General features: G+C 33.4%; 21 protein-coding genes. 9 read left to right on the forward strand and 12 right to left on the reverse strand.

Annotation, left to right across the window (positions count from 1 at the left end; translation table 11 throughout):
- The 4 genes from GMC_RS0116430 to GMC_RS0116445 all read right to left on the reverse strand — a co-directional run bounded on the left by GMC_RS0116430 (window position 1) and on the right by GMC_RS0116445 (window position 6803).
- Window positions 1-825 carry a S1/P1 nuclease gene (locus GMC_RS0116430; RefSeq protein ID WP_040472598.1) on the reverse strand — a complete coding sequence of 275 codons (825 nt, stop codon included), beginning with the start codon at window positions 823-825 and terminating at the stop codon, window positions 1-3.
- An 82-nt stretch (window positions 826-907) separates the two neighbouring features.
- The gene (locus tag GMC_RS0116435; protein WP_010523181.1) at window positions 908-4306 is read right to left on the reverse strand and encodes a TonB-dependent receptor; all 3399 of its coding nucleotides are present in this window, start codon (window positions 4304-4306) and stop codon (window positions 908-910) included.
- 187 nt (window positions 4307-4493) lie between these two features.
- Window positions 4494-5684 carry a pyridoxal phosphate-dependent aminotransferase gene (locus tag GMC_RS0116440; RefSeq protein WP_010523182.1) on the reverse strand — a complete coding sequence of 397 codons (1191 nt, stop codon included), beginning with the start codon at window positions 5682-5684 and terminating at the stop codon, window positions 4494-4496.
- A gap of 18 nt (window positions 5685-5702) precedes the next feature.
- Window positions 5703-6803 (reverse strand): fatty acid desaturase family protein, encoded by a 1101-nt coding sequence (locus GMC_RS0116445; RefSeq protein ID WP_010523183.1) that lies wholly within the window; start codon window positions 6801-6803, stop codon window positions 5703-5705.
- A 150-nt stretch (window positions 6804-6953) separates the two neighbouring features.
- Here GMC_RS0116445 and rsmG point away from each other — a divergent pair, with 150 nt between their 5' ends.
- Genes rsmG through GMC_RS0116460 form a run of 3 tightly spaced genes read left to right on the forward strand, consistent with a single transcriptional unit; the run spans window position 6954 to window position 9348 of the window.
- A complete protein-coding gene (gene rsmG, locus GMC_RS0116450; RefSeq protein WP_010523184.1) occupies window positions 6954-7583 on the forward strand; it encodes a 16S rRNA (guanine(527)-N(7))-methyltransferase RsmG in 630 nt (209 codons plus the stop codon).
- A gap of 53 nt (window positions 7584-7636) precedes the next feature.
- Window positions 7637-8356 carry an NRDE family protein gene (locus GMC_RS0116455; RefSeq protein ID WP_010523185.1) on the forward strand — a complete coding sequence of 240 codons (720 nt, stop codon included), beginning with the start codon at window positions 7637-7639 and terminating at the stop codon, window positions 8354-8356.
- A 5-nt stretch (window positions 8357-8361) separates the two neighbouring features.
- Window positions 8362-9348, forward strand: coding sequence for a DUF6695 family protein (locus tag GMC_RS0116460; protein WP_010523186.1), 987 nt, complete (start codon window positions 8362-8364; stop codon window positions 9346-9348).
- Between the two features lie 69 nt (window positions 9349-9417).
- On the opposite strand, the gene GMC_RS0116465 is transcribed toward GMC_RS0116460, so the two are convergent.
- From GMC_RS0116465 to GMC_RS0116475, 3 genes are all read right to left on the reverse strand, one after another.
- On the reverse strand, window positions 9418-11556 hold the full coding sequence (locus tag GMC_RS0116465) for a prolyl oligopeptidase family serine peptidase (protein WP_010523187.1): 2139 nt from the start codon (window positions 11554-11556) through the stop codon (window positions 9418-9420).
- Window positions 11557-12119: 563 nt separating this feature from the next.
- Window positions 12120-12506 (reverse strand): Co2+/Mg2+ efflux facilitator ApaG/CorD, encoded by a 387-nt coding sequence (gene apaG / locus GMC_RS0116470; RefSeq protein WP_010523188.1) that lies wholly within the window; start codon window positions 12504-12506, stop codon window positions 12120-12122.
- Window positions 12507-12611: 105 nt separating this feature from the next.
- A complete protein-coding gene (locus tag GMC_RS0116475) occupies window positions 12612-13862 on the reverse strand; it encodes a type IX secretion system plug protein (protein WP_010523189.1) in 1251 nt (416 codons plus the stop codon).
- 221 nt (window positions 13863-14083) lie between these two features.
- Between GMC_RS0116475 and GMC_RS0116480 the strand changes: the two genes are divergently transcribed.
- The 6 genes from GMC_RS0116480 to nqrF are packed head-to-tail and all read left to right on the forward strand — an operon-like array spanning window position 14084 to window position 20163.
- Window positions 14084-15433 carry a Na(+)-translocating NADH-quinone reductase subunit A gene (locus tag GMC_RS0116480; RefSeq protein ID WP_010523190.1) on the forward strand — a complete coding sequence of 450 codons (1350 nt, stop codon included), beginning with the start codon at window positions 14084-14086 and terminating at the stop codon, window positions 15431-15433.
- A gap of 11 nt (window positions 15434-15444) precedes the next feature.
- Entirely contained in the window at window positions 15445-16659 is a 1215-nt protein-coding gene (locus GMC_RS0116485; protein WP_010523191.1) for an NADH:ubiquinone reductase (Na(+)-transporting) subunit B, read from the forward strand.
- Between the two features lie 3 nt (window positions 16660-16662).
- Window positions 16663-17430 (forward strand): NADH:ubiquinone reductase (Na(+)-transporting) subunit C, encoded by a 768-nt coding sequence (gene nqrC, locus GMC_RS0116490; RefSeq protein WP_010523192.1) that lies wholly within the window; start codon window positions 16663-16665, stop codon window positions 17428-17430.
- Between the two features lie 2 nt (window positions 17431-17432).
- Window positions 17433-18113 (forward strand): NADH:ubiquinone reductase (Na(+)-transporting) subunit D, encoded by a 681-nt coding sequence (locus GMC_RS0116495; RefSeq protein ID WP_010523193.1) that lies wholly within the window; start codon window positions 17433-17435, stop codon window positions 18111-18113.
- A gap of 24 nt (window positions 18114-18137) precedes the next feature.
- Window positions 18138-18851 (forward strand): NADH:ubiquinone reductase (Na(+)-transporting) subunit E, encoded by a 714-nt coding sequence (nqrE, locus tag GMC_RS0116500; RefSeq protein ID WP_010523194.1) that lies wholly within the window; start codon window positions 18138-18140, stop codon window positions 18849-18851.
- A gap of 4 nt (window positions 18852-18855) precedes the next feature.
- Window positions 18856-20163, forward strand: a complete 1308-nt coding sequence (gene nqrF / locus GMC_RS0116505; protein WP_010523195.1) for an NADH:ubiquinone reductase (Na(+)-transporting) subunit F — start codon at window positions 18856-18858, stop codon at window positions 20161-20163.
- 383 nt (window positions 20164-20546) lie between these two features.
- Here nqrF and GMC_RS0116510 read toward each other — a convergent pair whose 3' ends face one another.
- From GMC_RS0116510 to yihA, 5 genes are all read right to left on the reverse strand, one after another.
- Window positions 20547-21608: a mechanosensitive ion channel family protein gene (locus GMC_RS0116510; protein WP_010523196.1), complete on the reverse strand. Its 1062-nt coding sequence runs from the start codon at window positions 21606-21608 to the stop codon at window positions 20547-20549.
- Window positions 21609-22024: 416 nt separating this feature from the next.
- Entirely contained in the window at window positions 22025-22837 is an 813-nt protein-coding gene (locus GMC_RS0116515) for a type IV pili methyl-accepting chemotaxis transducer N-terminal domain-containing protein (RefSeq protein ID WP_010523197.1), read from the reverse strand.
- A 48-nt stretch (window positions 22838-22885) separates the two neighbouring features.
- Window positions 22886-23680 (reverse strand): type IV pili methyl-accepting chemotaxis transducer N-terminal domain-containing protein, encoded by a 795-nt coding sequence (locus GMC_RS0116520; protein WP_094766317.1) that lies wholly within the window; start codon window positions 23678-23680, stop codon window positions 22886-22888.
- 497 nt (window positions 23681-24177) lie between these two features.
- A complete protein-coding gene (locus GMC_RS0116525) occupies window positions 24178-24624 on the reverse strand; it encodes a GNAT family N-acetyltransferase (protein ID WP_029489860.1) in 447 nt (148 codons plus the stop codon).
- Window positions 24625-24923: 299 nt separating this feature from the next.
- The gene (yihA, locus tag GMC_RS0116530; RefSeq protein WP_010523200.1) at window positions 24924-25541 is read right to left on the reverse strand and encodes a ribosome biogenesis GTP-binding protein YihA/YsxC; all 618 of its coding nucleotides are present in this window, start codon (window positions 25539-25541) and stop codon (window positions 24924-24926) included.
- Window positions 25542-25552 lie beyond the last annotated feature (11 nt).

Here is a 25552-nt window from a genome sequence, read left to right on the forward strand (position 1 = left end):
CTAGATTCCCTTAAAAAACGATTCCATCCAAGCTGTTTTTTTTGAGAAAACATGCTCGAGGAGGTAAGCTAGCCGAATGCCACTTTTATGCAGTCTTTTTTCTACAACAGGGAAAAAATCATACATGTATTTGTACTTAAGGTGATCTTCTTTTTTAGCGGAAGCGTATACTTTATCCGCCAATGCTTTTGATTCATATACCCAATCTAACAATGATCCGGATTGTATGGTAGCTAGTTCTGTTTTGGAAAGTTTTTTAGTGTTTTTAGTCAGTTCCGAATAACTCATTTTATAGGAATCAATCATTTCAGAATCCCAAACACGGTGTAGGTTAGAAGGTGTGTTAAACCATTCAACCGCAATAGTGTTACCACCTTTATCAGCAGCATTACCAACGTGCAAGGGTTGGTGTAAGTCGCCAATTAGATGCACTAAAAACTTAAGGTAAAATTGTTTGTCAGCAATAGATGTTTCGCTTTTTCTAATTTTTAAAATACAGGTTTTAATACCTTGAATAATATCCCCTTTGGGATTTACAGGAGTTTCGCCATATTTTTTTCCAGAATCAAAATTAACATAGTGCCAAGGGGCAAATTCATTGTATTTAGGATTGCTGCGTATTTCATCGGCATAAATTGAACCGTAAGCAAGGGATTCGCCGTTTAAAAGTTTGGCAATCTTTTTTTTTGTTTTGCACGAAAGGTAATTTTCGGCAATGGCGCCTACCGTACGGTGCCCCGTTTTTCCCCAATTAGGGAAGTACTCTTTAGCATTTAGGCTATTGAAAGTAATTAAAATTGCATATATAAAAAGTATCTTTTTCATAATAAGTAGCGGTGTTATAAAAAATCCATTCATGCAATGACATGAATGGATTTTAAAATTACAATTAATTTAAACGTTTTGGCTATTTAAAAATATAACGTAAACCAACTTGCATTTGCCAGCGTGAAGATTGGATGCCAGCATCATCAACTCCTTCAATTCGATCATTACTTACTCGAGTTTTATCAAAGTTAAATTCTGGAATCGATCCATTAGTTAAGGCTGGGCCTGATGGGTTAGCAGGGTTGCTAACTGGCATATCAGGAGTTATTCGTTCATTTTTAGCAACTGTAATAACAGAAGTTGTGTTTCGAACAAATCTATTGCGTTCACCCCATTTTTTGTTTAACAGGTTAGTGAAGTTAAAAATATCAGCAGATAACTGAAAGGTATGTTTTTTATTACCAAGTTTCAAGTTAAAGTCTTGTAGTATTCTAAGGTCTATCACATGGCTCCAAGGACCGAAATCACCGTTACGTTCTGCAAATTTACCTTTGCGAGTTTTTAAGTAATCATTTCCATTAATAAACTCTTCTAGGTCGGCATATTGTTCATCAGCAGATACAGTACGTCCATCTCTCTCAAAAGGAACTAAATTGATTTGATCTCTAGAGGCAGGTACAAATAATAACGCATTATCATCATCACTCGTATCCCCTAATAAGGTAATATCTCTATTATTTTCATCTCTCCCTTGTCTATAAATATAAGATGTTGGTTGTCCTTGAGTACCATCATAGAATAAACTCACCGTAGTTTTGAAATTTTTTGCCCAATCAAATTGATATGAAACATTAGCAAAAACTCTATGCCCTTGAGCAAATTCGGATCGTCCTATTCTGGTATTATTTTTACCGTTTATAGTAACGCTTCGCTCCCAGTTTGTGATATTTCGTGAGCTATTTCCATCAAAAACACTTCTTGAATCTCCATAAGAATAGCCTAATTGCCCAGTGAAACCATTTTGGAAAGGTTTTTGAATCGTTACTGATGCATTCCAAGATTCCCCTTTATTTGTGTTACTTCCTAAAATAATAGCTCCGTATTGACTAATAACTCTATCTCGGCTAAAAAGGGGTCTTCTGTCTATACCTCCTCCATTAAAAATTCTAGAATCTTCTCCTAGCTGTCCTCTAATATTTAAATTTTCAAATCTAATTCCATTAATAGTATTGTTGTAAATAAAATCAGTGCTCAAAATTAGGCCACCTAAAACAGGAATTTTTTGATCAATGGCAATATTGTATTTTGCCACTTGAGGTAGTTTTAAATCTGGAACAAATAAATCAATATTACCATTAAACACTTGTTCCCCTTTTTCTATTTTATCTTTAATATCTGCTGGGATAAATTGCTCATTAATATTTGGATTAAAATTTTCTCCATCAGGTAAAAAGAAGGTTCCTCCTTGTGTTACTCCATTATTATTATAACTAGCAGCAGGCCAAACCAAAGGGATTCTGGAAGTAAAAATACCCGCACCACCTCTAATTTGTGTAGTTCTGTTGCCAGAAACATCCCAGTTAAACCCAAAACGAGGAGAAAAATGTACTTTTGATTTTATTTTTTTACCTACTCTAGCGCCTCTAAGGTTTTTTCCATTTGCTTCTAGCTCGTTCGCAGCAGATAATTGTACACCATCAGGAGAGCCATCTTCATCAAATAATTGTAAATCTTCATTGAAGTCACTATTACTAGGACCATTTTCCCAAACAGGGACATCAATTCTAACTCCTCCAGTTACTCTAAAATTGTCAGTTATTCTAAATTCATCTTGAAAATATATGCCATGTTGGCTATTTTTAAACTCTGCTGCTCCAGAAGATTCATCCCCAACATTTAAGTCATTAAGTGAAAAGAATCGGATAAAATCGGGTTTCACTTGATTAACAAAGTCATCTGTTGTATTGTAAGTGTAGTTTCCGTAATTAAATGCAAAAAATAAATTCTTTACTTTGTAAAATTCATGATGTGTTCCAATAGTTAATGCATGTTTTCCTAAAAATATTTCGAAGTTATCAGTTAACGTAAAAACATCTTGATCTAAAAGGTTAGCAGTTGAAAAAGGTTCTGCACCAAAGCTAATACCGTCAAACCTACCATCAAGTCCATCTCTTATTCGGACAGAAGGGAAATCTGGACCACTAGGATCTCTATCGTCTCTAACGTTAGTGTATCCTAAAATAAGACTGTTGGCAAATTTATTACCAAAGGAAGAGTTTAATTCCGCACTAAGTGTATTAGTTGTCGAGTTAAATAATTCGGATCCATTACCAAAACCTAGTTGATTTCTTGAAGAACTTCTTCCTTCTAAATTATCAGCAGAAATGAGGTTATACTTGAACGAAAATGTATTGTTTTTATTAATATTGGCGTCTATTTTTGCTGTGAAATTATGGCTTTCAAGAGTACTTGGGGTTTCAAAGTTTCCAATATCATAGTTGAATTGATTAGAAATAAAATTTCTTAGGCGGTTAATATCATCATTAGTAGCGTTTCCATTATAGTTACTAATATTGAAGGGTTGAGGTATATTACTTTCGCCTCTTTCATAGTTTACAAAAAAGAAAAGTTTATCTTTGATAATTGGTCCACCTATACGTATACCACTTGTTAGTGTTGAAAAATCGCCTAGTCTTTCTCGGGGTTCATCTTCTGCTAATGATACAGGGGTTTTTCCGGCTAAATCTTCGTTTCGAATAAAACTATAAACAGAACCTTCCCAATTATTGGATCCTGAACGCGTAATGGCACTAATAGCACCTCCTGCAAAACCAGAAACACGCACATCAAATGGAGCTACCTGTACTGAATAAGACTCAATAGCATCTACAGAAAATGGATTTACCCCAGTTTGTCCTCCATTGGTTCCGGATCCAGCCAATCCAAAAACATCATTACTAACCGCTCCATCAATATAAATAGAGTTGAATCGATTATTTTGTCCACCAATTGAAATAGAAAAACCATCATCTCCTTCGGTAATTTGTGCTTGTGGCGTTAAACGGACAAAATCAGCCACCGAGCGTGATGCTTGTGGTATTTTGTTGATGTCACTTTGGGTAATTGCTGTAGCTGCTCCCGTTCTTTTTGAGCTGAACACTCCACTTTTTGAGGTGGTAATAACTACTTCGTCTAACTGGCTTACATCTTCGGATAGTTGCCCGTCAATGTTTTTGGTTTCTCCTAGTTGTAAATACACATTTTCAACTACGTAATCGGTAAAACCAACGTAAATAGCAGAAAATTTGTAAGGCCCACCTGGCTTTACATTTGAAATTCTGTAGTACCCATCTTCATCGGTTACTGCGCCATATAAACTCCCAGAGTTTACATCGACCATAACTACTTGTGCTCCTAATACAGGGGTGTTAGTGTTGTCTGTTATTTTTCCTGAAACAGCAGATCGTGTAACCCCTTGAGCCATACCAGCTACTGAAATTAATAGTGATAATAGTAGTAAGAGTTGGTTTTTTTTCATAATTATTTTCGATATTAATTTAATCTTTTGCAAATTTACTGGTATGATGTAGCTGTTATTGTTTTTGAATATGAATAAAATGAAAACCTAATGTTAAATAATTACTTCTAAAATGTTTGAGTTGCTATTTAAACAAAAAAGACCATCTTAATGATGGTCTTTTTTATTTGGTGATTAAAAAAAGAGTTTAGCTCACTGCTTCTTTAATTCTTTTAATGGCTTCAATGATTTGTGCTTCGCTTGCAGCGTATGAAATACGAATACAGTTTCCGTTTCCGAAAGCATCACCAGTTACTGTAGCTACGTTTGCAGCTTCTAGCAAATAGATGGCAAATTCCGATGCATTGTTAATTTTCTTCCCGTCAAGGGTTTTTCCAAAAAATGCAGTTACATCAGGATACACATAAAAAGCACCTTCGGGCTCATTACATTTAAATCCTTCAATGTCATTTAATAAACTTAAAATTAATTTTCTACGTTCTTTAAATTTGTCAACCATATATTGTATACGGCTTACCGGTTCAGCCAGAGCCGTAATTACTGCACGTTGCGCAATACAGTTAGCACCACTAGTTACTTGTCCTTGTAATTTGTTACAAGCTCGGGCAATATAAGCAGGAGCTCCAATGTAACCAATTCTCCAACCAGTCATAGCAAAAGCTTTTGCTACACCATTTACGGTAACAGTTCTGTCATACATATCCTCAAATTCAGCCATAGAAGCATGAGCAGTAACACCATAATTGATATGCTCATAAATTTCATCACTAACTACAACAATCTGTGGGTGATTTTTTAAAACATCAGCCAAAGCCCTAAGTTCTTTTTTACTGTATATTGATCCGCTTGGATTACAAGGGGAACTGTACCAAAGCATTTTGGTTTTAGGGGTAATGGCAGCTTCTAATTGCTCAGGAGTCATTTTAAAATCATTGTCAATTGAAGTGGTTACTTCAACGGGTACACCATCAGCTAATTTTACTATATCGCTGTAACTTACCCAGTAAGGGCATGGTAAAATAACTTCATCTCCTTTATTAAGGCAAACTTGTGCTACATTGTAAAGTGCCTGTTTAGCTCCAGTTGAAACTACAATTTGTGGCGCTTCAAAACTTAAATTATTATCTCGTTTAAATTTAGTAATAATGGCATCTTTTAACTCACCATATCCATCAACAGGGGTATATGAGTTATAATCGTCATTTACAGCTTGAATAGCTGCGTCTTTTATGTAATCAGGTGTGTTAAAATCTGGCTCTCCCAAGCTAAGACCAATAATGTCTTTTCCAGCAGCTCTTAATTCACGTGCTTTAGCAGCCATTTCAAGTGTGGCAGATGGTGCTAAACTATTAATTCTTTCAGATAATTGATTACTCATTGCTATTTAATTATTGCTTTATGAAGTTAAATTGGGATTCATGCCCAAGTGTTTTAAATGTCTAAAATGTGCGGCTAACGCACTTCCCATGCTTCTGTACTCATGGTAAGGAAGGTTGAATTCTTTAGCTGTTTCTTTAATAATTTTTGAAATTTTAGGGTAATGTACGTGGCTAATATTCGGAAAAATATGGTGTTCAACCTGATGATTTAATCCTCCCGTAAACCAACTTAAAAATTTGTTGTTTGTGCCAAAATTAGTGGTTGTAAAAAGTTGATGTATTGCCCATGTGTTTTTCATGGTTCCTTCATTACTAGGTAATGGCGTTTCGGTTTCTTCAATAATATGTGCTAATTGAAATACGGTACTTAGTATTAATCCTGCGACATAGTGCATAACAAAAAAACCTAATAGAATAAAATACCAGGCAACGTCAAGAAAAACCATAGGGATTACTATCCAAACAGTAAAGTATAAAATTTTACTTACCACTACTGTGGTCCACTGGCTAAATGCATTTGGTAATTTTTCATACGATAATTTACGCTTTAAGTAACGAGCTGTTTGTTTAAAATCAACAGTTGTTACCCAATTAATAGTTAACAGTCCGTAAAGAAAAATAGAGTAAATATGTTGAAATTTATGAAAGTATTTCCAATCCGAATGTCTGCTAAATCGAATAATACGCCCAGCATCCAAATCTTCATCGTGCCCATGTATGTTGGTATAGGTATGATGAAGCACATTGTGCTGCACTTGCCAATTGTAAACATTACCAGCTAAAAAATACATGCTCCCTCCCATAATTTTATTGATCCATTTTTTGGAGGAATACGATCCGTGGTTTCCGTCATGCATCACGTTCATGCCAATGCCAGCCATACCTATTCCCATAACTATGCATGAAATTAACATGAACCATTGCGGCATATTGGCAAAAAGTATTAAAAAATATGGTGCAAGGAACAGTAAGAACATCACCATTGTTTTGAGGTGTAGTTTCCAGTTTCCAGTTTTTTTTATATTGTGTTCTTTAAAATATGTGTTGACTCTTTTGTTAAGCGTTTTAAAAAAAGCAGGGGAGTTTACTCGATTAAAACGTATTTGGGCTCCTTTCATATAAACTGATTTGAGGAACTATATTGTTTTTTATGTTAAAGCTAGAATTCCTATTTGATGTACAAAAATAGGTATTTATATTTTTTACTCCCCTCAATTTTCTAAAAATAGCAATCTAAAACTTATTTTTGTGGCTTATTTACAATTCCTATGCAAATTATATCAAAATATTTTCCAGATTTAAAGCAGGAGCAAATCGATCAATTTTTAAAATTAAAAGAATTATATACGGACTGGAATGCTAAAATTAATGTAGTATCAAGGAAAGATATCGACTTGCTGTACGAAAGGCACGTGTTACATTCATTAGGAATTGCAAAAGTTCAAAATTTTTTACCTGGTGCTGATGTGTTAGACGTTGGTACAGGAGGTGGTTTTCCTGGTATCCCTTTAGCTATACTTTACCCAGATACTCATTTTTACCTGTGTGATGTTATTGCGAAAAAAATAAAAGTAGTGAATGCTGTTGCAGCATCATTGGAATTGAAAAATGTAAAAGCCGAACAAAAGCGGGCCGGAACTTTTGATACTCAATTCGATTTTATTGTAAGTAGAGCGGTTACCCGAATGCCAGATTTTGCAAAATGGGTAAGAGGGAATGTAAAAAAGAAATCCAATCATGTGCTTAAAAATGGTATATTGTATTTAAAAGGCGGCGATTTAACTGAGGAATTAAGCGTTTTTTCAACAGTTAAAGAATATGCTTTGTCTAATTATTTTGAGGAAGACTTTTTTGAAACTAAAAAAGTTGTTCATTTGCCTATGAAATATAAGGGGTAGTAATTAGGTTTTTTTTGTAAGTTGTTATAGATTGCATTGACTGATAATTTTATATGTGTACAGTTACTTTAGTTTCTTTAAATAAAAATAGTTTTATTTTAACTTCAAATCGAGACGAGGCTATTGGTCGTAAAACGTTGCCGATTGCTAGTTATGAACAAGGTGGTAAAAGACTTCTTTACCCTAAAGATGAAGTTGCAGGGGGAACCTGGATAGCAGCTAGTGATGAACAAAGCATGATTTGTTTATTAAATGGAGGCTATGAGAATCATGTTAAAACACATAATTACAGGCATAGTCGTGGTGTGGTTGTTACTGATATTCTTTCCGAAGATAATTTATGGAAAGCGATGCAAAACTATAACTGTCAGGATTTGGAGCCGTTTACTTTAGTAGGTGTAGATTGGAACAATGAATTACAGTTTTTTGAACTGGTTTGGGACGGTAAGCAAAAGCATACGCAAAAGTTAGAGACATCTCATATGCACATTTGGTCATCATCAACGTTGTATACCAATGAAATGAAACAAATGCGTAAAGATTGGTTAGCTGATTTTAAATTGAATAATAAGATAGATAAAGATTCATTAATTCGTTTTCATAAAACCGGAGGTATAGGAAATGAATTTTATGACTTGCAAATAAAAAGAGGCGATCTTCAAACGCGAAGCATTACTCAAGTAACTGTGAATGGCCTTGATATACAAATGCGTTATGAGGATTTGGTAATTAATGAGGTTTTTCAAAAAACCTTTGAAACCGTAAATATCTAAAATCCTTGAACACTACAGGTAAAATTATCCCTATTGCATTCCCTGATACTTTTGTTCGTTACTCGGAAGAAAAAATATTGAATTATTTTTTTCCTTTTGTGGGTCTGGGACGAAAAAAATATATTAAAGCAGGACACGCTATTTTATTACTTGTTGAAAATAAAACAGGGAACATTCAATATTTTGATTTTGGACGGTATATAACTCCTTTAGGTAAGGGAAGGGTACGAAGCGCTAAAACCGATGTTGAACTTCATATTCCAATTAAAGCCGAAATTAACAGTTCGGGGCATATTGAAAATATTGATAAAATTTTACTTTGGCTTGATGCGCACCCAGAGAAAACGCATGGGAGTAGGCGTTTGGTAGCTTCCATTTGTCATGATGTTGATTATAAAAAGGCGATCCATTTTTTAACGAATTTGCAAGATCAGGGTAGTATCCCGTATTTAACTTTTGGAAATGTAGGGAGTAATTGTTCTCGATTAGTTGCAGATACGCTGATTTATTCCTCAAATGATGCTAAAATCATAAAAGTATTAAAACGTAATAGTTCCTTTACTCCAAGTCCCTTGGGAAATGTAAAATACGGAGCAAGCGGCGGAAAAATATATCAAGTACTAGATGGTAAAATAGGGGAGTACGATGGTCATATGCTAAAAGAAAATTTGACCAATTACTTTGATCCACGTATTCCGAAAATTGTTGAAAATAAATTGAGTAACAAAAGGGGAGAGGCTCAATTATTATCAGGCATTGGTGCTAGCGCTTACTTTGAATTGCAAGCTACAGATTGTGTGAACAAATACGTGATTAAAAGGTACACCCCTAAATTTGAAAAAGATTTTGAAGGTGAATTCACTATTGATCAGTCTGGTTTTACCATAAAAAAACCTTACCATTTTGTTTATGACTCCAATTGTAGTTTTTGTCATATTAAACAAAATGATAAGGTGTATCGGTTTGACTTAATTGAGGTTACTTATTCGTAATCATTAATATTTATGATTATAAATTGGTAGCATACCATACATTATTTCATCTTTTATTTACCCTTAGCATTAGAGTGAGCGTATCCCCATGTTGTAATAACAAAAGGCAAAAATATCAGCATATAGCTCAATTGTTTTACTAATTGGCGTACCAGCTCCGTGTCCAGCATTTGTTTCAATTCTTATTAAAGTTGGGTTACTGCCTTTTTGAAATTCTTGCAGGGTTGCTGTAAACTTAAAGCTATGTGCGGGGACTACACGATCGTCATGGTCACCTGTAGTTACAAGAGTAGCGGGATATTCAATACCTTCTTTCACGTTATGTAACGGAGAGTATTTTTTAAGGTAACTAAACATTTCTCTGTCATCCTCCGCAGTTCCGTAATCATATGCCCAACCTGCTCCAGCAGTAAAGGTATGGTAGCGTAACATATCTAAAACACCAACTTGACAAATAGCAACCTTAGCTAGTTTTGGCCTTTGTGTTAGGGTAGCCCCAACTAATAATCCGCCATTACTGCCACCACGTATGGCTAAATAATCGGATGATGTATATTTGTTAGTGGTTAAAAATTCTGCAGCAGCTATAAAATCATCAAAAACATTTTGCTTATTCAATTTAGTTCCAGCGACATGCCATTTTTTTCCATACTCGCCACCGCCCCTTAAGTTTGCTACAGCTAAAATGCCACCTTGTTCCAGCCAAACGGAATTGGGTGTGCTAAAACTAGGGGTAAGACTAATATTAAATCCGCCGTACCCATATAGAATAGTTGGGTTTTTACCATTCAGTTTAATTCCTTTTTTGTAAGTGATAATCATGGGTATTTTGGTACCGTCCTTGGAGGAGTAAAAAACTTGTTTAGATTCGTAGTTATCGGCATTAAAATCTATTTCTGGTTTCCAGTAAAGTTCATATTTCCCTGATTCAATAGTGTATTTGTAAGTGGACTGTGGTGTGCTGTAATTTGCAAAATTAAAATACAAAGTGCGGTCCTCCTTTTTGGCGCTAAAACCACTGGTGCTTCCTATTCCAGGGAGTTCAATTTCACGAATTAATTTTCCGTCAAAATCATATTGCAGTACTTTGGAAACGGCATCTACTGTATATTTGGTAAATATAGATCCTCCACCAGTACTAGCGGATAATACGTTCTTAGTTTCTGGGATTAAATCTTTCCAATTTTCAGGGCTTGGGTTAGAGGCATCAACAGTAATGATTTTTTTATTCGGGGCATTTTTGTTAGTAACAATATATAATGTTGATCCTACATTATCCATAACGTAACTGTCAGAATCAAAATCATTTATTATAGGAGTTAATTTGCTGTTTGGAACAGAAAGGTCTTTAAAAAATAATTTGTTACCTGATGTTGATTTTGAGGCAGTAACGATCAAATATTTTTCATCCTCAGTTAAATAAGCACCTACATAACGATGTTTTTCGGCTTCAGAAGCTCCAAAAACAACTTGGTCTGTTTGTTGTGCTGTACCTAATTTGTGGTAATATAATTTGTGTTGATCAGTTTTTGCAGATAGTTGGCTACCATCGGGTTTGTCGTAGCTCGAATAATAAAACCCTTCATTTCCTTTCCAACGAATACGACTAAACTTTACATTTATTATCGTGTCTTCAATTACTTTTTTAGTTTCCGTATCAATAGTAATTACTTTTCTCCAGTCGCTTCCGCCTTCCGAAATAGAATAAGCCGCCAAACTACCGTCTTTAGAAAATTTTAAGGAGGCTAATGAAGTAGTACCATCCTTAGCAAAGGTATTTGGATCTAAAAAAACTTGATCATTGCCATCGTTATCTTTTCGGTAAAGTACATATTGATTTTGTAGGCCATTATTTTTGTAGTAATAAGTATAATTGCCTTCCTTAAAAGGGGCGGAAACTTTTTCGTAATTCCATAGCTTTTCTAGTCTTTTTCTTAAAGTTTCTCGATAAGGAATTTTTTTTAAGTAATCAAAAGTTACTTTATTTTGAGCGGCTACCCATTGCTCAGTTTCTGTACTACGGTCATCTTCCAACCATCGATAGGGATCCTTTATTTTGGTGTCAAAATAGGTGTCAATGGTGTCAATTTTTTTAGTAATTGGATACTCCACGGTTATTAATTTATTTTTCTGTGTTTGTGCTTTGGTAGTAGTAATAAAAGGTAGTGCTACTAGAGTGGTGTATAGCGCTAATTTAAATTGATTCATGTGTAAATTAATTTAGTTGGATTGTAACTAAAAATACTTAAATCAATCAGATAAAGCAATCATAAGTTAAAACAAAGTAGGTTTTTGTGAAATTATTAAATTATGGTGCTTGTGAAGTGAATATGACAATATAAGTAAGCTTGTAAACATTTGTTTTGTGTACTACATCTGTTCATTATACCATTTCTTATTTGGGTTCATTTTGAGGAATAATGATGGGTTTAGGAATTATACAAATCAGCAAAAAAGCATAGCATGTGTTACGGTTCTTTTTTATGTTGACGTAAAATTTCTAAAGGCGCATTTTAATTCGGTAAATTCATATAGGTAATGGCATTAGTTGCTTAAATAAAAAGCACAAGTTTTTTTTGCTTAGGATGAGAAAGAAAATATGAGCGGAACTTTAACTGGGAGGTATTTAATTTTGAAGTGTTAAGCGAAAAACACCTTTTTAAAAAAAATTAACATTAAAAAATTAATTATAGTAGTATTATCTTAAATAAAAAAGAAATTAAGTTTTAAATTTATAAGAAAGTAAGTTTTTGAAAAACTTAATGATATGATTAATTAATGGCAAACGGAGCGCTTAATTTAAAAGAAGGGATGATTACTTTAAATTTTTTGGTTGATGTAAAATTAATCATATTGTAATATCCATCCATGGAACCAAAGGGTGATGATAATAAACAACCACTAGAATAAGTATGAGATTCTCCTGGGCGCAATACAGGTTTTTTCCCTACAACACCTTCTCCCTCAACAATTTCTGTGCTATTTAAGGCATCTTTAATTTTCCAAAATCTTGAGGTAAGTTGAACAGAATCTTTACTTTGATTTTCAATGGTAACACGGTAACCAAAGGCAAAATGAATCTTGTAGTTCTTGTAGAACGTGCCTTCGAAATTAGTTTCGACTGATATTTTTATTCCGCTTGTAACTTGTTGTACCATAACCCAAATTACCTAACCATTAATTTGAGCATACAATATAGTGAATTTTGTAAAAAAAATGGCATTAAAATCAAATCAATATGCTGCAAACTTAACACTTAACATTTAGTTAGTGATATTGACGGAGTTAGCACTGCCAATTCCAATAATGCTATCGTTTCGGCTATTTGGAGCGCGGTAATAAGCAATCACTACATATTCGTTTTCAGTCTTGTCAAAATTACCGCAAATAGCATTTTCATCAACAATTCCATTTTTGTCTTTTGTAACAAATTTATAGTTATAAAAGCCTTGTTTAAAAAGTCGTTTTCCAACATAGGCTCGTTGTTGTGTATCGTAAGCAAGCAAGGTGCTGTTGTCTAATGAAAAATTATTAAAATTCCCAAAAATATGTACTTCTTTGTCATTCATACGTGGAACGTTCAATTTAAAATGTAGCCATACATATTCGGCTTCAATATCGCTGTTTCGTGCATCGATGTTGCGAACAGCAAAATTTCCATTAATATCTGGGAAAAATGTGTAAATCTGCTTCACTCTACTTGGTCTTCCAAACAAATAGTTGTGGTAAATATCTTTAAGTTCAATGCGGTTAATGTTAACGGTTGCGTTTCTGACATCTTTATTGTCAAAATTCCAATATTCATTTCCACCCCAAAAACTAGCTTCTTTGTCGTATCTATAAATAAACTTATTGCCAATGGTGTATTGCGATTTCAAATCGGTGATCGCTGTTTTTAAGCTGTTATTTTGCATTACCAGAACCTTTAAATTCTTTTTTGGGTTAATGAGTAGTTCGTTTGAATCTACTGAAAATTGAACAATTTGTTTTTTGTTAAGGAAATTAAAGTCTCTGGTTCTTTCAATTTCAGTTTGAATGGTAGCCCCTTTTTTGAAAACAATAAACTTTTTTGAAAAGACTAATTCTTCATTATCATTATAGAGTTCAAAAACATAATTACCGGTCTTTTTAAGCGCTTGCGTATTTTGATTAGGAATTTGAACCTTAAAATGGGTGTAAATTTGAAGGCTATTTAGTGAATTTTCAGTATCCTGAATTAAAATATTGTCCAAGCCTTCGATGTATTCATTTTTTGATAGAATGGTTGGTGTCCAATCAAAATTGTAATAGTTTATTTTGTAATAATAAAAAGCTTCGTCACCTATAATATCATCAAAATTTACTTCAAAACGTGTCCCAAATTCAATTAAAGGAACTCCGTTTTTGTTTTCGCCATTTTGCCTAAATTGAATAGTTTTTATGTACTCTGGGGGTGGTATTTCTATAGCTTCTTGCGAAAGCATGGAAAAAATAGTAAATACACTAAAAAAAAAGGATACGTATATTGGGCGCATAGTTGTCAGTTTGATGCACTAAATATAATCAAATTTAATGCCTAAAAGTATGAGTATTTTTATCAAATTCTCTTTTGGAACGCTTGCGTATGAAATTAGTTGTGAGGATTTCTTTTATTTAGAGTTTTTCTAAATAATAATAAGTAGGTATAGTTGTTTTACGGAGCTTGAAATTATCACTAAATTTGTGCGGTTTTAAGTTAAATATACAGACTACAAATATGTCAAAAGACATTCGTATTAAGAAGGGCTTAGATATTAATTTGCAAGGAGCTGCTGAAAAGCAAATGGCTCAGGCAATACGAAGTAATACCTATGCCATCAACCCAGATGATTTTCATGGGGTCATTCCCAAAATTATTGCAAAGGTTGGTACAGAAGTAAAAGCTGGTTCTCCGCTTTTTTATTCCAAATCAAATGATCAAATTCTTTTCAATTCACCCGTAAGTGGTGAGGTTGTTGAAATTGTGCGTGGTGCTAAAAGAAAAATTCTTTTCTTTAAAGTATTAGCGGATAAGGAACAACAATATGAGGATTTTGGTGCTAAAAATGTAGCTTCAATGAGTGGTGATGATGTAAAGTCACACTTATTACAAGCTGGATGCTGGCCGTTTATTAAGCAACGACCGTACGATATTATGGCTAACCCAGAAGTGGCTCCAAAAGCGATTTTTGTTTCAGGATATAATAGTGCACCATTAGCAGCAGATTTGGATTTTATTTTGTCAGGAAAAGAAAATGAACTGGACGCTGCAATTACAGCTTTGTCAAAGTTAACCACTGGAAAAGTTCATATATCTGTGAATAGTCAGGCTTCGCCACTTGCAAAAGTGAATAATGCCGAAATTCATAACATAAGTGGACCGCATCCTATTGGTAATGTAAGTACGCAAATTGCAAAAGTAGATCCTATTAATAAAGGCGAAATTGTTTGGGTAGTTTCAGCTCAAGATTTAGTTGTTATAGGTGAATTGTTACTTACTGGAAAATATAATGCCACTCGTAAAATTGCTGTGGCAGGATCTTCGGTTAAATCACCTAAGTATTACGAGACTAAAATAGGAGCTGAGGTTTCAACCTTTATTTATGATGCAGGAGTCAATAATGACAATGTGCGTATGATTAATGGAAATGTACTTACGGGTACTACGGTTAATCCCGATGGTCATTTAGCATCTACTGTAGATACTTTTACGGTAATACCAGAAGGAAATGACTACGAATTTTTTGGATGGAACAAGCCTGTTTTTGATAAAATAAGTTATTCAAGAGCATTAACTTTTTCATGGTTATTTCCAAAAAAGAAATACGATTTAGATACGAATACTAACGGGGAGCACCGAGCGTTTGTAGTTACAGGTAATTACGAGGATGTGTTTCCATTAGATATATATCCATTGCAATTACTTAAGGCATTTACTTATAATGACCTTGATGAGATGGAAAAATTGGGAGCTTATGAAATTGCTCCTGAAGATTTTGCGTTAACTGAATTCGTGTGCGTTTCCAAACAAAACCACCAGGATATAGTGCGTAAAGGTTTGGATGTGATGTATAAAGAAATTGGTTAAAAGACGGAAAGATGAGCTTAAAAAATAAATTACATAATTTAAAAGAGCAATACAAAGGCACTAAAATGGCGCCTGCATTTAATGCAATCCATACGTTTTTGTATTTGCCTAATGAAACGACACACGGCGGAGCCCATGTGCGCGGAGCAGATGATTTAAAAAGAACAATGAACATGGTTATTTTAGCCATGGTGCCATGTTTAATTTGGGGAATGTTCAATGCTGGTTACCAACATTATTCTGCAATTGCAGGTGGTGCACCAGAGTTTGTTTCATTTTTTGATCACTTAAAATATTTCTTCACTTTAGATAACTTATTAATTGGAGCAAAAAAAGTACTTCCTTTAGTAATTGTTTCTTATATGGTTGGTTTAGCTATCGAATTTTTGTTTGCAGTAATCAAAAAGCACGAAGTTGAAGAGGGATATTTAGTAACAGGTATGTTAGTGCCGTTAATTGTGCCAGTAGATACTCCGCTTTGGATGTTAGCTATTGCAGTAGCTTTTGGAGTAGTTATAGGTAAAGAAGTTTTTGGAGGTACAGGGATGAATATTTTAAACCCTGCACTAACTATTAGAGCATTTTTATTTTTTGCTTATCCAACTTGGATGAGTGGTGATAAAGTATGGGTGCATGAAGCGGTTGAAAGAGCTGGTACGGCAGATGCTATTTCTGGAGAAACAATGTTGGGGATGCTTGCGCAGAAGAAACCATTGGATTACGGTATTGACGAAGCTTTTTTTGGTTTTATTCCAGGTTCTGTTGGTGAAACTTCAACCTTATTAGTACTTGTTGGAGCGGCAATTTTGATTTTTAGTAAAATCGCTAGCTGGCGAATTATAGCAAGTGGTGTTGTTGGAGCATTATTGATGGGATTAATATTTAACGGTGTTATAGCGCAAGGATGGATTACTGAAGGTAGTAAATTTTATGATCTAATGAATTTGCCATTCTGGCAACATTTAGTTATCGGAGGTTTTGCTTTTGGAATCGTATTTATGGCTACAGACCCAGTATCGGGTGCGCAAACTAATAAGGGTAAAATTTGGTACGGATTATTGATAGGCTTTTTTGCAGTTATGATTCGCGTATTTAATCCAGCATATCCTGAAGGAATTATGTTAGCTATTTTATTGATGAATGTTTTTGCACCAACAATTGATCATTATGTAGTGCAAGGCAACATAAATAAAAGAATGAAACGTTTAAAAGTTAAAACAGCATAGAAAATGGCAAACACTGAAAAAAATTCATACACGCTTCTATTCGCCGTTTTGATGGTGGTAGTTGTGGGTTCTGTTTTAGCAGGTCTTTTCGGATCGCTAAATGGTCAAATTAAAGAAAACCAAAAGAAGGAAAAAAAGCAAAATATTTTATTTGCTATGGGCATTACCAAAGCAACAATAAGTAAAAATCAGGATGATGCTGATTTACCTGTTGATGCAAGCGAAGCAGATAAAATTTTTGAGGAATATGTTGGTGATAACCAGTTTATAATTGAAGGTATTAAAGCAACAAAAACCAATAAAGCCTTTGATATCGACGTGAAAAAACAGGGTCAATTAGCAAAAAAAGATGGTTATGTACGTAAGTTGCCTTTATTTATAGGTAGTGTCAATGGTAAAAAGTCATACGTTGTTCCTTTATATGGTAAAGGGTTATGGGATGCTATTTGGGGTTATGTGGCTTTAGAAGAAGATTTGAAAACTGTTAAGGGTGCTTTTTTTGACCATAAGGGTGAAACGCCTGGTTTAGGTGCTAATATTAAAGAAAAGTTCTTTTATTCAGATTTTAAAGGAGAAAGTATTTATAGTGGTGCTGAATTTAAAGGAATCACTGTAGCAAAAGGAAACAACGATCCAACTAACCAAAGAAAGGATGACAACAAAGTTGATGCTATTGCAGGGGCTACCATTACAGGTGATGGAGTAACAGCAATGATTAAAGCTGATATTAAAATGTACGTGCCTTATTTTGAAACTGTAAAACCAAACTAATTATGGCTGAAGTAGCAGAAAAACAAGTAAAAGCAAAAGAGCCGTTATTCTCGAAGCAGAATAAAGGGTTAATGACAGATCCGCTGTTTGATAATAATCCAATTACTATTCAAGTATTGGGTATTTGTTCCGCATTAGCAATTACTGCCCAATTAAAGGCATCAATTGTAATGGCTTTAGCAGTAACGTTTGTACTGGCAATGGGTAACGTGGTAATTTCATTAATGCGTAATATCATTCCATCAAAAATTAGAATTATAGTACAGTTGGTTGTTGTTGCCACATTGGTAATTATAGTAGACTTGGTTTTAAAAGCTTTTGCTTACGAATTGAGTAAACAACTTTCTGTATTTGTTGGGTTAATTATTACAAACTGTATTATCATGGGACGTTTTGAGGCATTTGCTTTAGGTAATGGGCCTTGGAAATCTTTTCTTGACGGAATTGGAAATGCAGCAGGTTACGGTTTGATACTTATTATAGTTGGTTTTTTTCGTGAATTGTTAGGATCAGGAACCTTATTAGGTTTTCCAGTGCTTGGGAATCCAATAGAAAAAACTGGACTATATGCCTTAGGATATGAAAATAATGGATTTATGTTATTAGCGCCCATGGCTCTGATTACAGTAGGTATCATTATTTGGATACAACGTAGTAGAAATAAATCATTAATCGAGAACTAGTAGTTCTAAAAATTAAACGATATAATGGAACATTTAGAATTATTTTTTAAGTCGATATTTATAGATAATATGGTATTTGCAACCTTCCTAGGGATGTGTTCATACCTTGCAGTATCTAAAAAAGTTTCTACAGCAGTGGGATTGGGAGCGGCAGTTATTTTTGTAATGGCAATTACAGTTCCCGTAAACTGGTTATTGGATACTTATGTGCTAAAAGAAGGTGCACTAGTTTGGTTAGGAGAGGAGTATGCAAGTTATGATTTGAGCTTTTTATCCTTTATTTTATTTATTGCCACTATTGCAACTATGGTACAATTAGTTGAAATTGTTGTAGAAAAGTTTTCACCTTCACTATACAATTCATTAGGGATCTTTTTGCCCTTAATAGCCGTGAACTGTGCAATTTTGGGAGGTTCATTATTTATGCAGTCTCGTGAAATTCCTACATTAGGTATGGCGTTAAATTATGGAGTAAGTTCAGGGATAGGATGGTTTTTGGCAATTTTAGCTATTGCGGCTATTCGTGAAAAAATCAGATACTCAAATGTGCCAGCTCCGTTAAGAGGTTTAGGAATTACTTTCATTTTAACAGGACTTATGGCAATCGGATTTATGAGTTTTGGAGGAATGTTAACTGGTGACGAAGGAAATAAAAAGCCAGTAAAAGAGGAGGTTCAGGCTGAAGCTGAAGAGCTTTTGGATGAATCAAAAGAAATGGTGTTAAATACAAACAAATAACAATATGATATTAGCAGCTAGTATAGGAGGAACAGTAGTAGCTACTGTTGCCGCTTTTTTGGTACTTACGTTGGTTTTAGTTGGTATCCTTTTATTTGCAAAAGAAAAACTATCTCCATCAGGGCCAGTTAAGCTTACAATTAATGGAGGTGATGAAGTAGAAGTATCCTCAGGAGGTACTTTATTAGGAACTTTAGGTAATAATAAGATTTTTTTACCATCGGCTTGTGGTGGTGGTGGTACTTGTATACAATGTAAATGCCAAGTGCTTGAAGGTGGTGGTGATTTACTACCAACCGAGGAACCTCACTTTACACGTAAGGAAGCCGCTGAAGGTTGGCGCTTAGGTTGTCAGGTTAAAGTAAAATCTGATATGGTAATTAAAGTACCAGAAGAGGTTTTTGGAATAAAAAAATGGGAAGCTACTGTAGTACGTAACTACAACGTTGCTTCATTTATTAAGGAATTTGTAGTTGAAATTCCTGAAGAAATGGACTATGAAGCAGGCGGATATATTCAAATTGAAGTACCAGCTTGTAAGGTTGATTTCAAAGATATTGATATTACTGCACACCCAGAGGAGCATGAAACTCCAGATAAATTCCAGTTAGAATGGGATAAATTTAAACTTTGGGATTTGAAAATGACTAATCCAGAGATGGTTGAGCGTGCGTATTCTATGGCTTCTTTCCCAGCAGAAGGTAGAGAAATTATGTTAAATGTACGTATTGCAACGCCTCCATTTGACAGACAAAAAGGAGGTTGGGCTGATGTTAATCCTGGAGTGGCATCGTCATACGTGTTTTCATTGAAAAAAGGAGATAAATGTGTAATTTCTGGTCCTTATGGTGAATTTTTTATCAATCACAGCGATGCTGAGATGATTTATGTTGGTGGTGGAGCAGGTATGGCACCAATGCGTTCGCATTTATACCATTTATTCCGTACCTTAAAAACAGGCCGTAAAGTTTCTTATTGGTATGGAGGGCGTTCCAAACGTGAATTGTTTTACACGGAGCATTTTAGAGCTTTAGAAAAAGATTTTCCAAATTTTAAATTTTATATTGCATTGTCTGAGCCAATGGAAGAAGATAATTGGAAAGTAAAAGATGGTTTAGATGGTGAAGGTGATGGATTTGTAGGCTTTGTGCACCAAGTTGTTATTGATAATTATTTATCGAAGCATGATGCACCTGAAGATATTGAATTCTATTTTTGTGGACCACCACTGATGAATAAAGCCGTAGAAAAAATGGCGGATGATTTTGGTGTACCAAAAGAAAATGTACGATTTGATGATTTTGGAGGATAGTAATTTAATTCTTCAAGCATAAATAAACCAAAAAAGCTACTTCAGTTTGAAGTAGCTTTTTTGGTTTATTTATGTTGTTCTCGATATCAAATTTTTCTTTTAAATTTTTTTTGCCAGATAGCTCATTGCAAAATGATATCGTGGCTAAGGCGTTTAAATTGTCATTCTACAATTTTTCGAGTTGATCTCGTTTTAACTATTTTATTTAAGGTTTTATATATAAAATTTCCAATTTATAATGGAGAGTTTTTTAAAAATCGGATTTAGTATACAATGTTCACTTTTCTACTTTATGTTTTGGATTAAATTGGATTACAATTTTATTTTCTTTCTCTTTCAAAAAAAGTAAATCATACTGTTAAATTTAAGAATAGCATGAAGTGTTACACTTCTGTTTTAATTGTATTTTCTTTAATTTTAATACTGCTATGTGGTAAACTTTCTGGGTAATTTTGTTGTAAAAAATCGATTAATTTTTCCCTGACGTGAACCCTTAAATCCCATGCTGTTGGCGAATCTTTAGCGCTTACTAGTGATCTTAGTTCTATAATATCTTTCTGCGCATTTGTTACCTGAATTATATCGACTTGCTTATCCCATAATGATGTATTGTTTAAAATTTCAGTTTGTGCTTTGCGCAAAGCAGCTGTAGGTACTTTGTAATCCGTATAAATAAATATGGTACCAAGTATATCCGCTGAGTTGCGAGTCCAGTTTTGAAATGGTTTTTCAATAAAATAAGTTGTAGGAACCACAAGTCTACGCTTATCCCATATTTTTACCACCACATAAGTCAAATTAATTTCTTCAATAACACCCCATTCGTTTTCAACAATCACCACATCGTCCATACGAATAGGTTGTGTAAATGCAATTTGTATTCCTGCTAATAGTGTGGATAGGGCCTTTTGAGCCGCAAAACCAATTATAATTCCTGCAATACCAGCCGATGTTAATAAGCTTATTCCAATTTGTCTAATATTTTCAAAGCTCATTAGAAGTATGCCGATTGCTAGTAAAATGACGACAAAGCTTATTACACGTTCTAAAATTTTAAATTGGGTGTATATTTTACGTGCTTTCAAATTATCTTCGGCATCGGTATCGTACTTTGATATTATTTTTCGAATTATGAATTTGAAGCTGTTTAAAACAATCCAAGTGGTTGATATAATAAATCCTACTCTTATGATTTTACTTAAAATTTCATTTTGCTTGTCATTTAAATCGATGCCATAAATTTTGGTATACAAGGCAAATAGGAAAAAAAATAAAAGGAGTAAAGGGGCTTTTATTCTTTTTTGAAAATTTAATGGCAATACATATTTTGGATTTTTACCAATTAGTTTGAGGGTGTAAAGTATGGTGTGATAAAGAATAATGCTTATTACCAACCCTATTCCAATAATTTTTAAACTTTCAATTGCTGCTTGACTGAACTCCATGTATTTTTTTTGCAAAATGGTATAAATTAAAGGAGTCTTGTTGTTGTAATGTAACTGTGTTTAATCCTTTTAATAGTTAATATTATCTACAACGTTATTTTTTATAATTATGTATTGTAGCGATACCTTATTGGTTAGTGTTTCATGCAGCATCGGCTATATAGAAATGTATTGAGAACTGTTTATGAATGTTTAGGAAGTTGATATAAGTATTTCTTATTAGAATAAACTCATATTAGGTAAGGCAATATAATTTAGTAAGATTTGTTAATAAAAAAGACTGCCTAGCAAGGCAGTCCTAAGTAGTAGGTTCTATTACATATTTAGTAGGTCAAATGGCAGTAACTATTGTATTAATTTTTAATACTTTTAATTTGTTTTAATAGGCGCACTAAATACATGTAAGCTTGTCAATATTATTTGTCCAATTCAGCGTAAATTGAGGTTAAGCCGTCGTACAAATTAGTCAATTCATTTGTGGTGTCATATACCATATTCATGGAAGCTGTTCCAGTCAAAAATTGGTGTCGTTGCTCCCGTATTTTTTCAAATGCTATTAAAGTAGAGCCAATAGCTTCATCAATTTTATTATTATTTATTTCTTTACTCAACAAGGTAACTAGAGTTTCGTCCAGTTCATTAAATATTGATTTCAAATAATTTTCAACGGTTTCATTGTATTCCTTACGTTTTAAAAATAGCTTTTTGGCTATAAAATAGACGCATAAGCGCTGAGACAGCATTCGTTGTTTGCCTGAAAGATCAATAGTTTGTAATACTTCATCTGAAATTTTGAAATCACTGAGCATAAAAGATTCGTTTTGCAGGGATTTAACAACTTCATCCGTATCGGTAAGTAATTTATTTGATAATTCTAATATTTTAGTAATGAAAACTTCGTTAACAGGTTTTTCTAAATAAATTTTAAAATTTTCCCAAGTAACAATTTCCTTATTTATTTTTGAACGTACTTGATCAGAAAACATTTTTTGAGCATTAATGCTTAGTGTTTTTATATTATTTTCAAAAATAATTTTACCAATTTTTAATTCTTTATTTAATTCAGGTAAGTTAGCCCCATAAGCCTTCATCAGATATACTTTAGCTAATTTTTGTGAAAGCATACGTTGCTTTCCAGCTATATTAATCATCTGATTAGGAGTGATATTGGCAGATACCATAAGAGTACTGACAAATAACAAGGCAATAAAAAGGTAGTTTTTCTTCATAAATATTTTAGTTTAAACCTGCAGCGCAAACAATTTTAAAGGGAATAATTAATTTAACTCACTATAGCTGTGGGTTACTTTATCAAATTGTTTAGTTAATTTGTTTGTGGCTTCAAACACTAGTTCAGGAGATACCTTTCCATTTAAAAAGTGCTCCCTTTTAGCTCTTAAAAATTCGAAGGTCAAGAGTGCTTCACCAATAGCTTCGTCAATATCAGGAGTGTTTAATTCGCTGTTAAGTAATTTTATTAGCGCATCATCAATATTATAAAATAAAGCACTTAACATTTGATAATTTTTTTTATCATCAAAAAGTTTGGCAGCTACGTAATACATACAAGCTCTTTGCGAAAGCATCCGTTGTTTTCCAGACAAGTTTATTGTAGCTAGAGTTTCTTTTGAGCTAGAATATTTAGCTACATTAATAGTACCCTCCTGCATACTGCTAACTACAGCTTGTGCAGATGCCAATAATTTATTTGCGCTTTCCAATACCTTTTTAGCATTGTCCTTGTTAATTGGTAGATCAAGCAGTTTTTTAAATTTCATCCAATTGCTTATTTCATTATTGACAAAACTTTTTACTTTTGAATCGAAGACAGTTGCAGAATTAGTAGCCAGTGTTTCAATATTTCGTTGGAAAATAATTTTGGAAATAGATAAATCTTTTTTAACTCCGGCATTGTTATAGCCCATGGCGTACATCAAATAAGCTTTTGCCATTTTTTGTGATAACATTCGTTGTTTTCCTGCAATGTTTATCATTTGATTCGGGTTCATCTCTTGCGCCTGTATCAAAGAAAGAGAAAGTAAACATAGTACTGCGAGTAATATTTTTTTCATAATGGTCGTATTTAACTGATGCAATGATATTTATAAAGCTACTACGAATAGCAAATTGTATAAGAAAAATCTATACCTGCTAGATTAAATGCATTTTTAAACGATAAAATACATTTTTTTGCGATGAAAAGAATTTGGTTTATCTAAGAATTTAGTTATTAAAATGATATTTTTTTCATTAAATTATTGTAATTCATAATCATTGAGTTTTTGCTATTAAAAAGTTACTTTTTATTACCTAGGTAGCTTTAGTGCTAATGTGTGGTTTTTGTAGTACAAAATACTAGGGTGTCACTTTTGAGTGATATTACATCATACTATAATTATACATAAAGCTGTTCTTCTGTCAAGAAAATACATAAAAGGGAATGCTTTTAACGATAGCAGTTACCTTTTAATTTGCTTTCACATAACTAGCCCAAGGTCAGTTAATAACATTTTATCGTTTGCTTAATGATTAGGCGGGCGTTTTGAAAAACTATTATATAATTCAGCTGCTATTTTGAATAAATATTTTTATTATGGAGTTCCATCCAATTATTTGAATCGGCTAAGTCAGTCCAGCCATATTTTCGATATAATTCATGAGCATCCCCAGTAAGTAAAATCCAACGTCTTAATCCTTGAAGTTTTGGGAAATTTATTATGGTTTCTAAAAGCCATTTTGATAGCCCTTTTCCTCTATATTCCTTTAAAATATAAACATCACCTAAATACGCTATTGTCGAAAAATCTGTGATGATTCTTGCAAAACCAATTTGTTTATCCTTGTTGTAAAGACCAAAACACAAGGAATTTTCTATGGAAATTTTTACTTTATTTTTAGGAATATTTAAACACCAATAAGCTTGAGTAGATAAAAACTCATGAATAGCATCAATGTCTAATTTAGATTTATCAGTAGAAATATGGAATTCGTCTCCTTGTAATCGTATGTCTTTCATTTGATATTCAGTTGAAAAATTGCTGTTTAATCTTGGGTTGTTTAAATCATAAATCAAACATGTATTATGTACCTAAAAGAGGCATTTTTACTAGGAGAAAGATAAAATTTTAATTAAGGGAAAACAATTCCTAAATACGCGAGAGTGGTATTTTAAGACATTGGTAGGGTAAACTATTTTAATTTTAAAGTTGGTTTATTGTGAGGAATACTACAAAGGGTGGAAAATGAAACGAGTATTGTATTTCAGCAAACGTAAGTGACAAATTATGCAAATTGTACTGGCTGTTTTTTGATACATTATTTTAAGCTTGTTTCCTTAAAAAAATCTTGATTTAATTGATCTATATGAGTCAATACTTCTTCACAACCTTGTTTGGATGTTGAAGAAGTTATAAAATATGGAGGCATTTCTTCCCAAAACTCTAGCATTTTACTTTTGTAATTTTCAATATGTTTAGGTAAAGTATTTATGGTAAGTTTATCTGCTTTGGTAAAAATTATAAAAAAAGGAACTTGGTTGTTAGCAAGCCATTCCATAAAAGCCAAATCAATTTTTTGAGGCTCGTGCCGGCAGTCCACCAATACAAATGCACTTACTAATTGTTTCCGTTCTTTAAAATAATTAGTGATAAACTTTTGAAATGTTTTTTTTGTGCTTTTTGAAGTTCTGGCGTATCCATATCCAGGTAAATCTACTAAAAACCAATTTTTGTTGACTAAAAAATGATTAATAAGCTGTGTTTTTCCTGGTCTTCCAGAAGTTTTAGCTAAACTTTTTCTCCCCATTAGGGCATTGATTAGCGAAGATTTTCCCACATTTGAACGTCCTATAAACGCATATTCGGGTAAGGTGTCACCAGGGCATTTGGCAACATCACTATTGCTAATTACAAAATCTGCACTTGAAATTTTCACACTAAAGTGTT

It is taken from the genome of Aquimarina agarivorans (genome assembly GCF_000218485.1).
GTDB classification, from domain to species: Bacteria; Bacteroidota; Bacteroidia; order Flavobacteriales; family Flavobacteriaceae; genus Aquimarina; species Aquimarina agarivorans.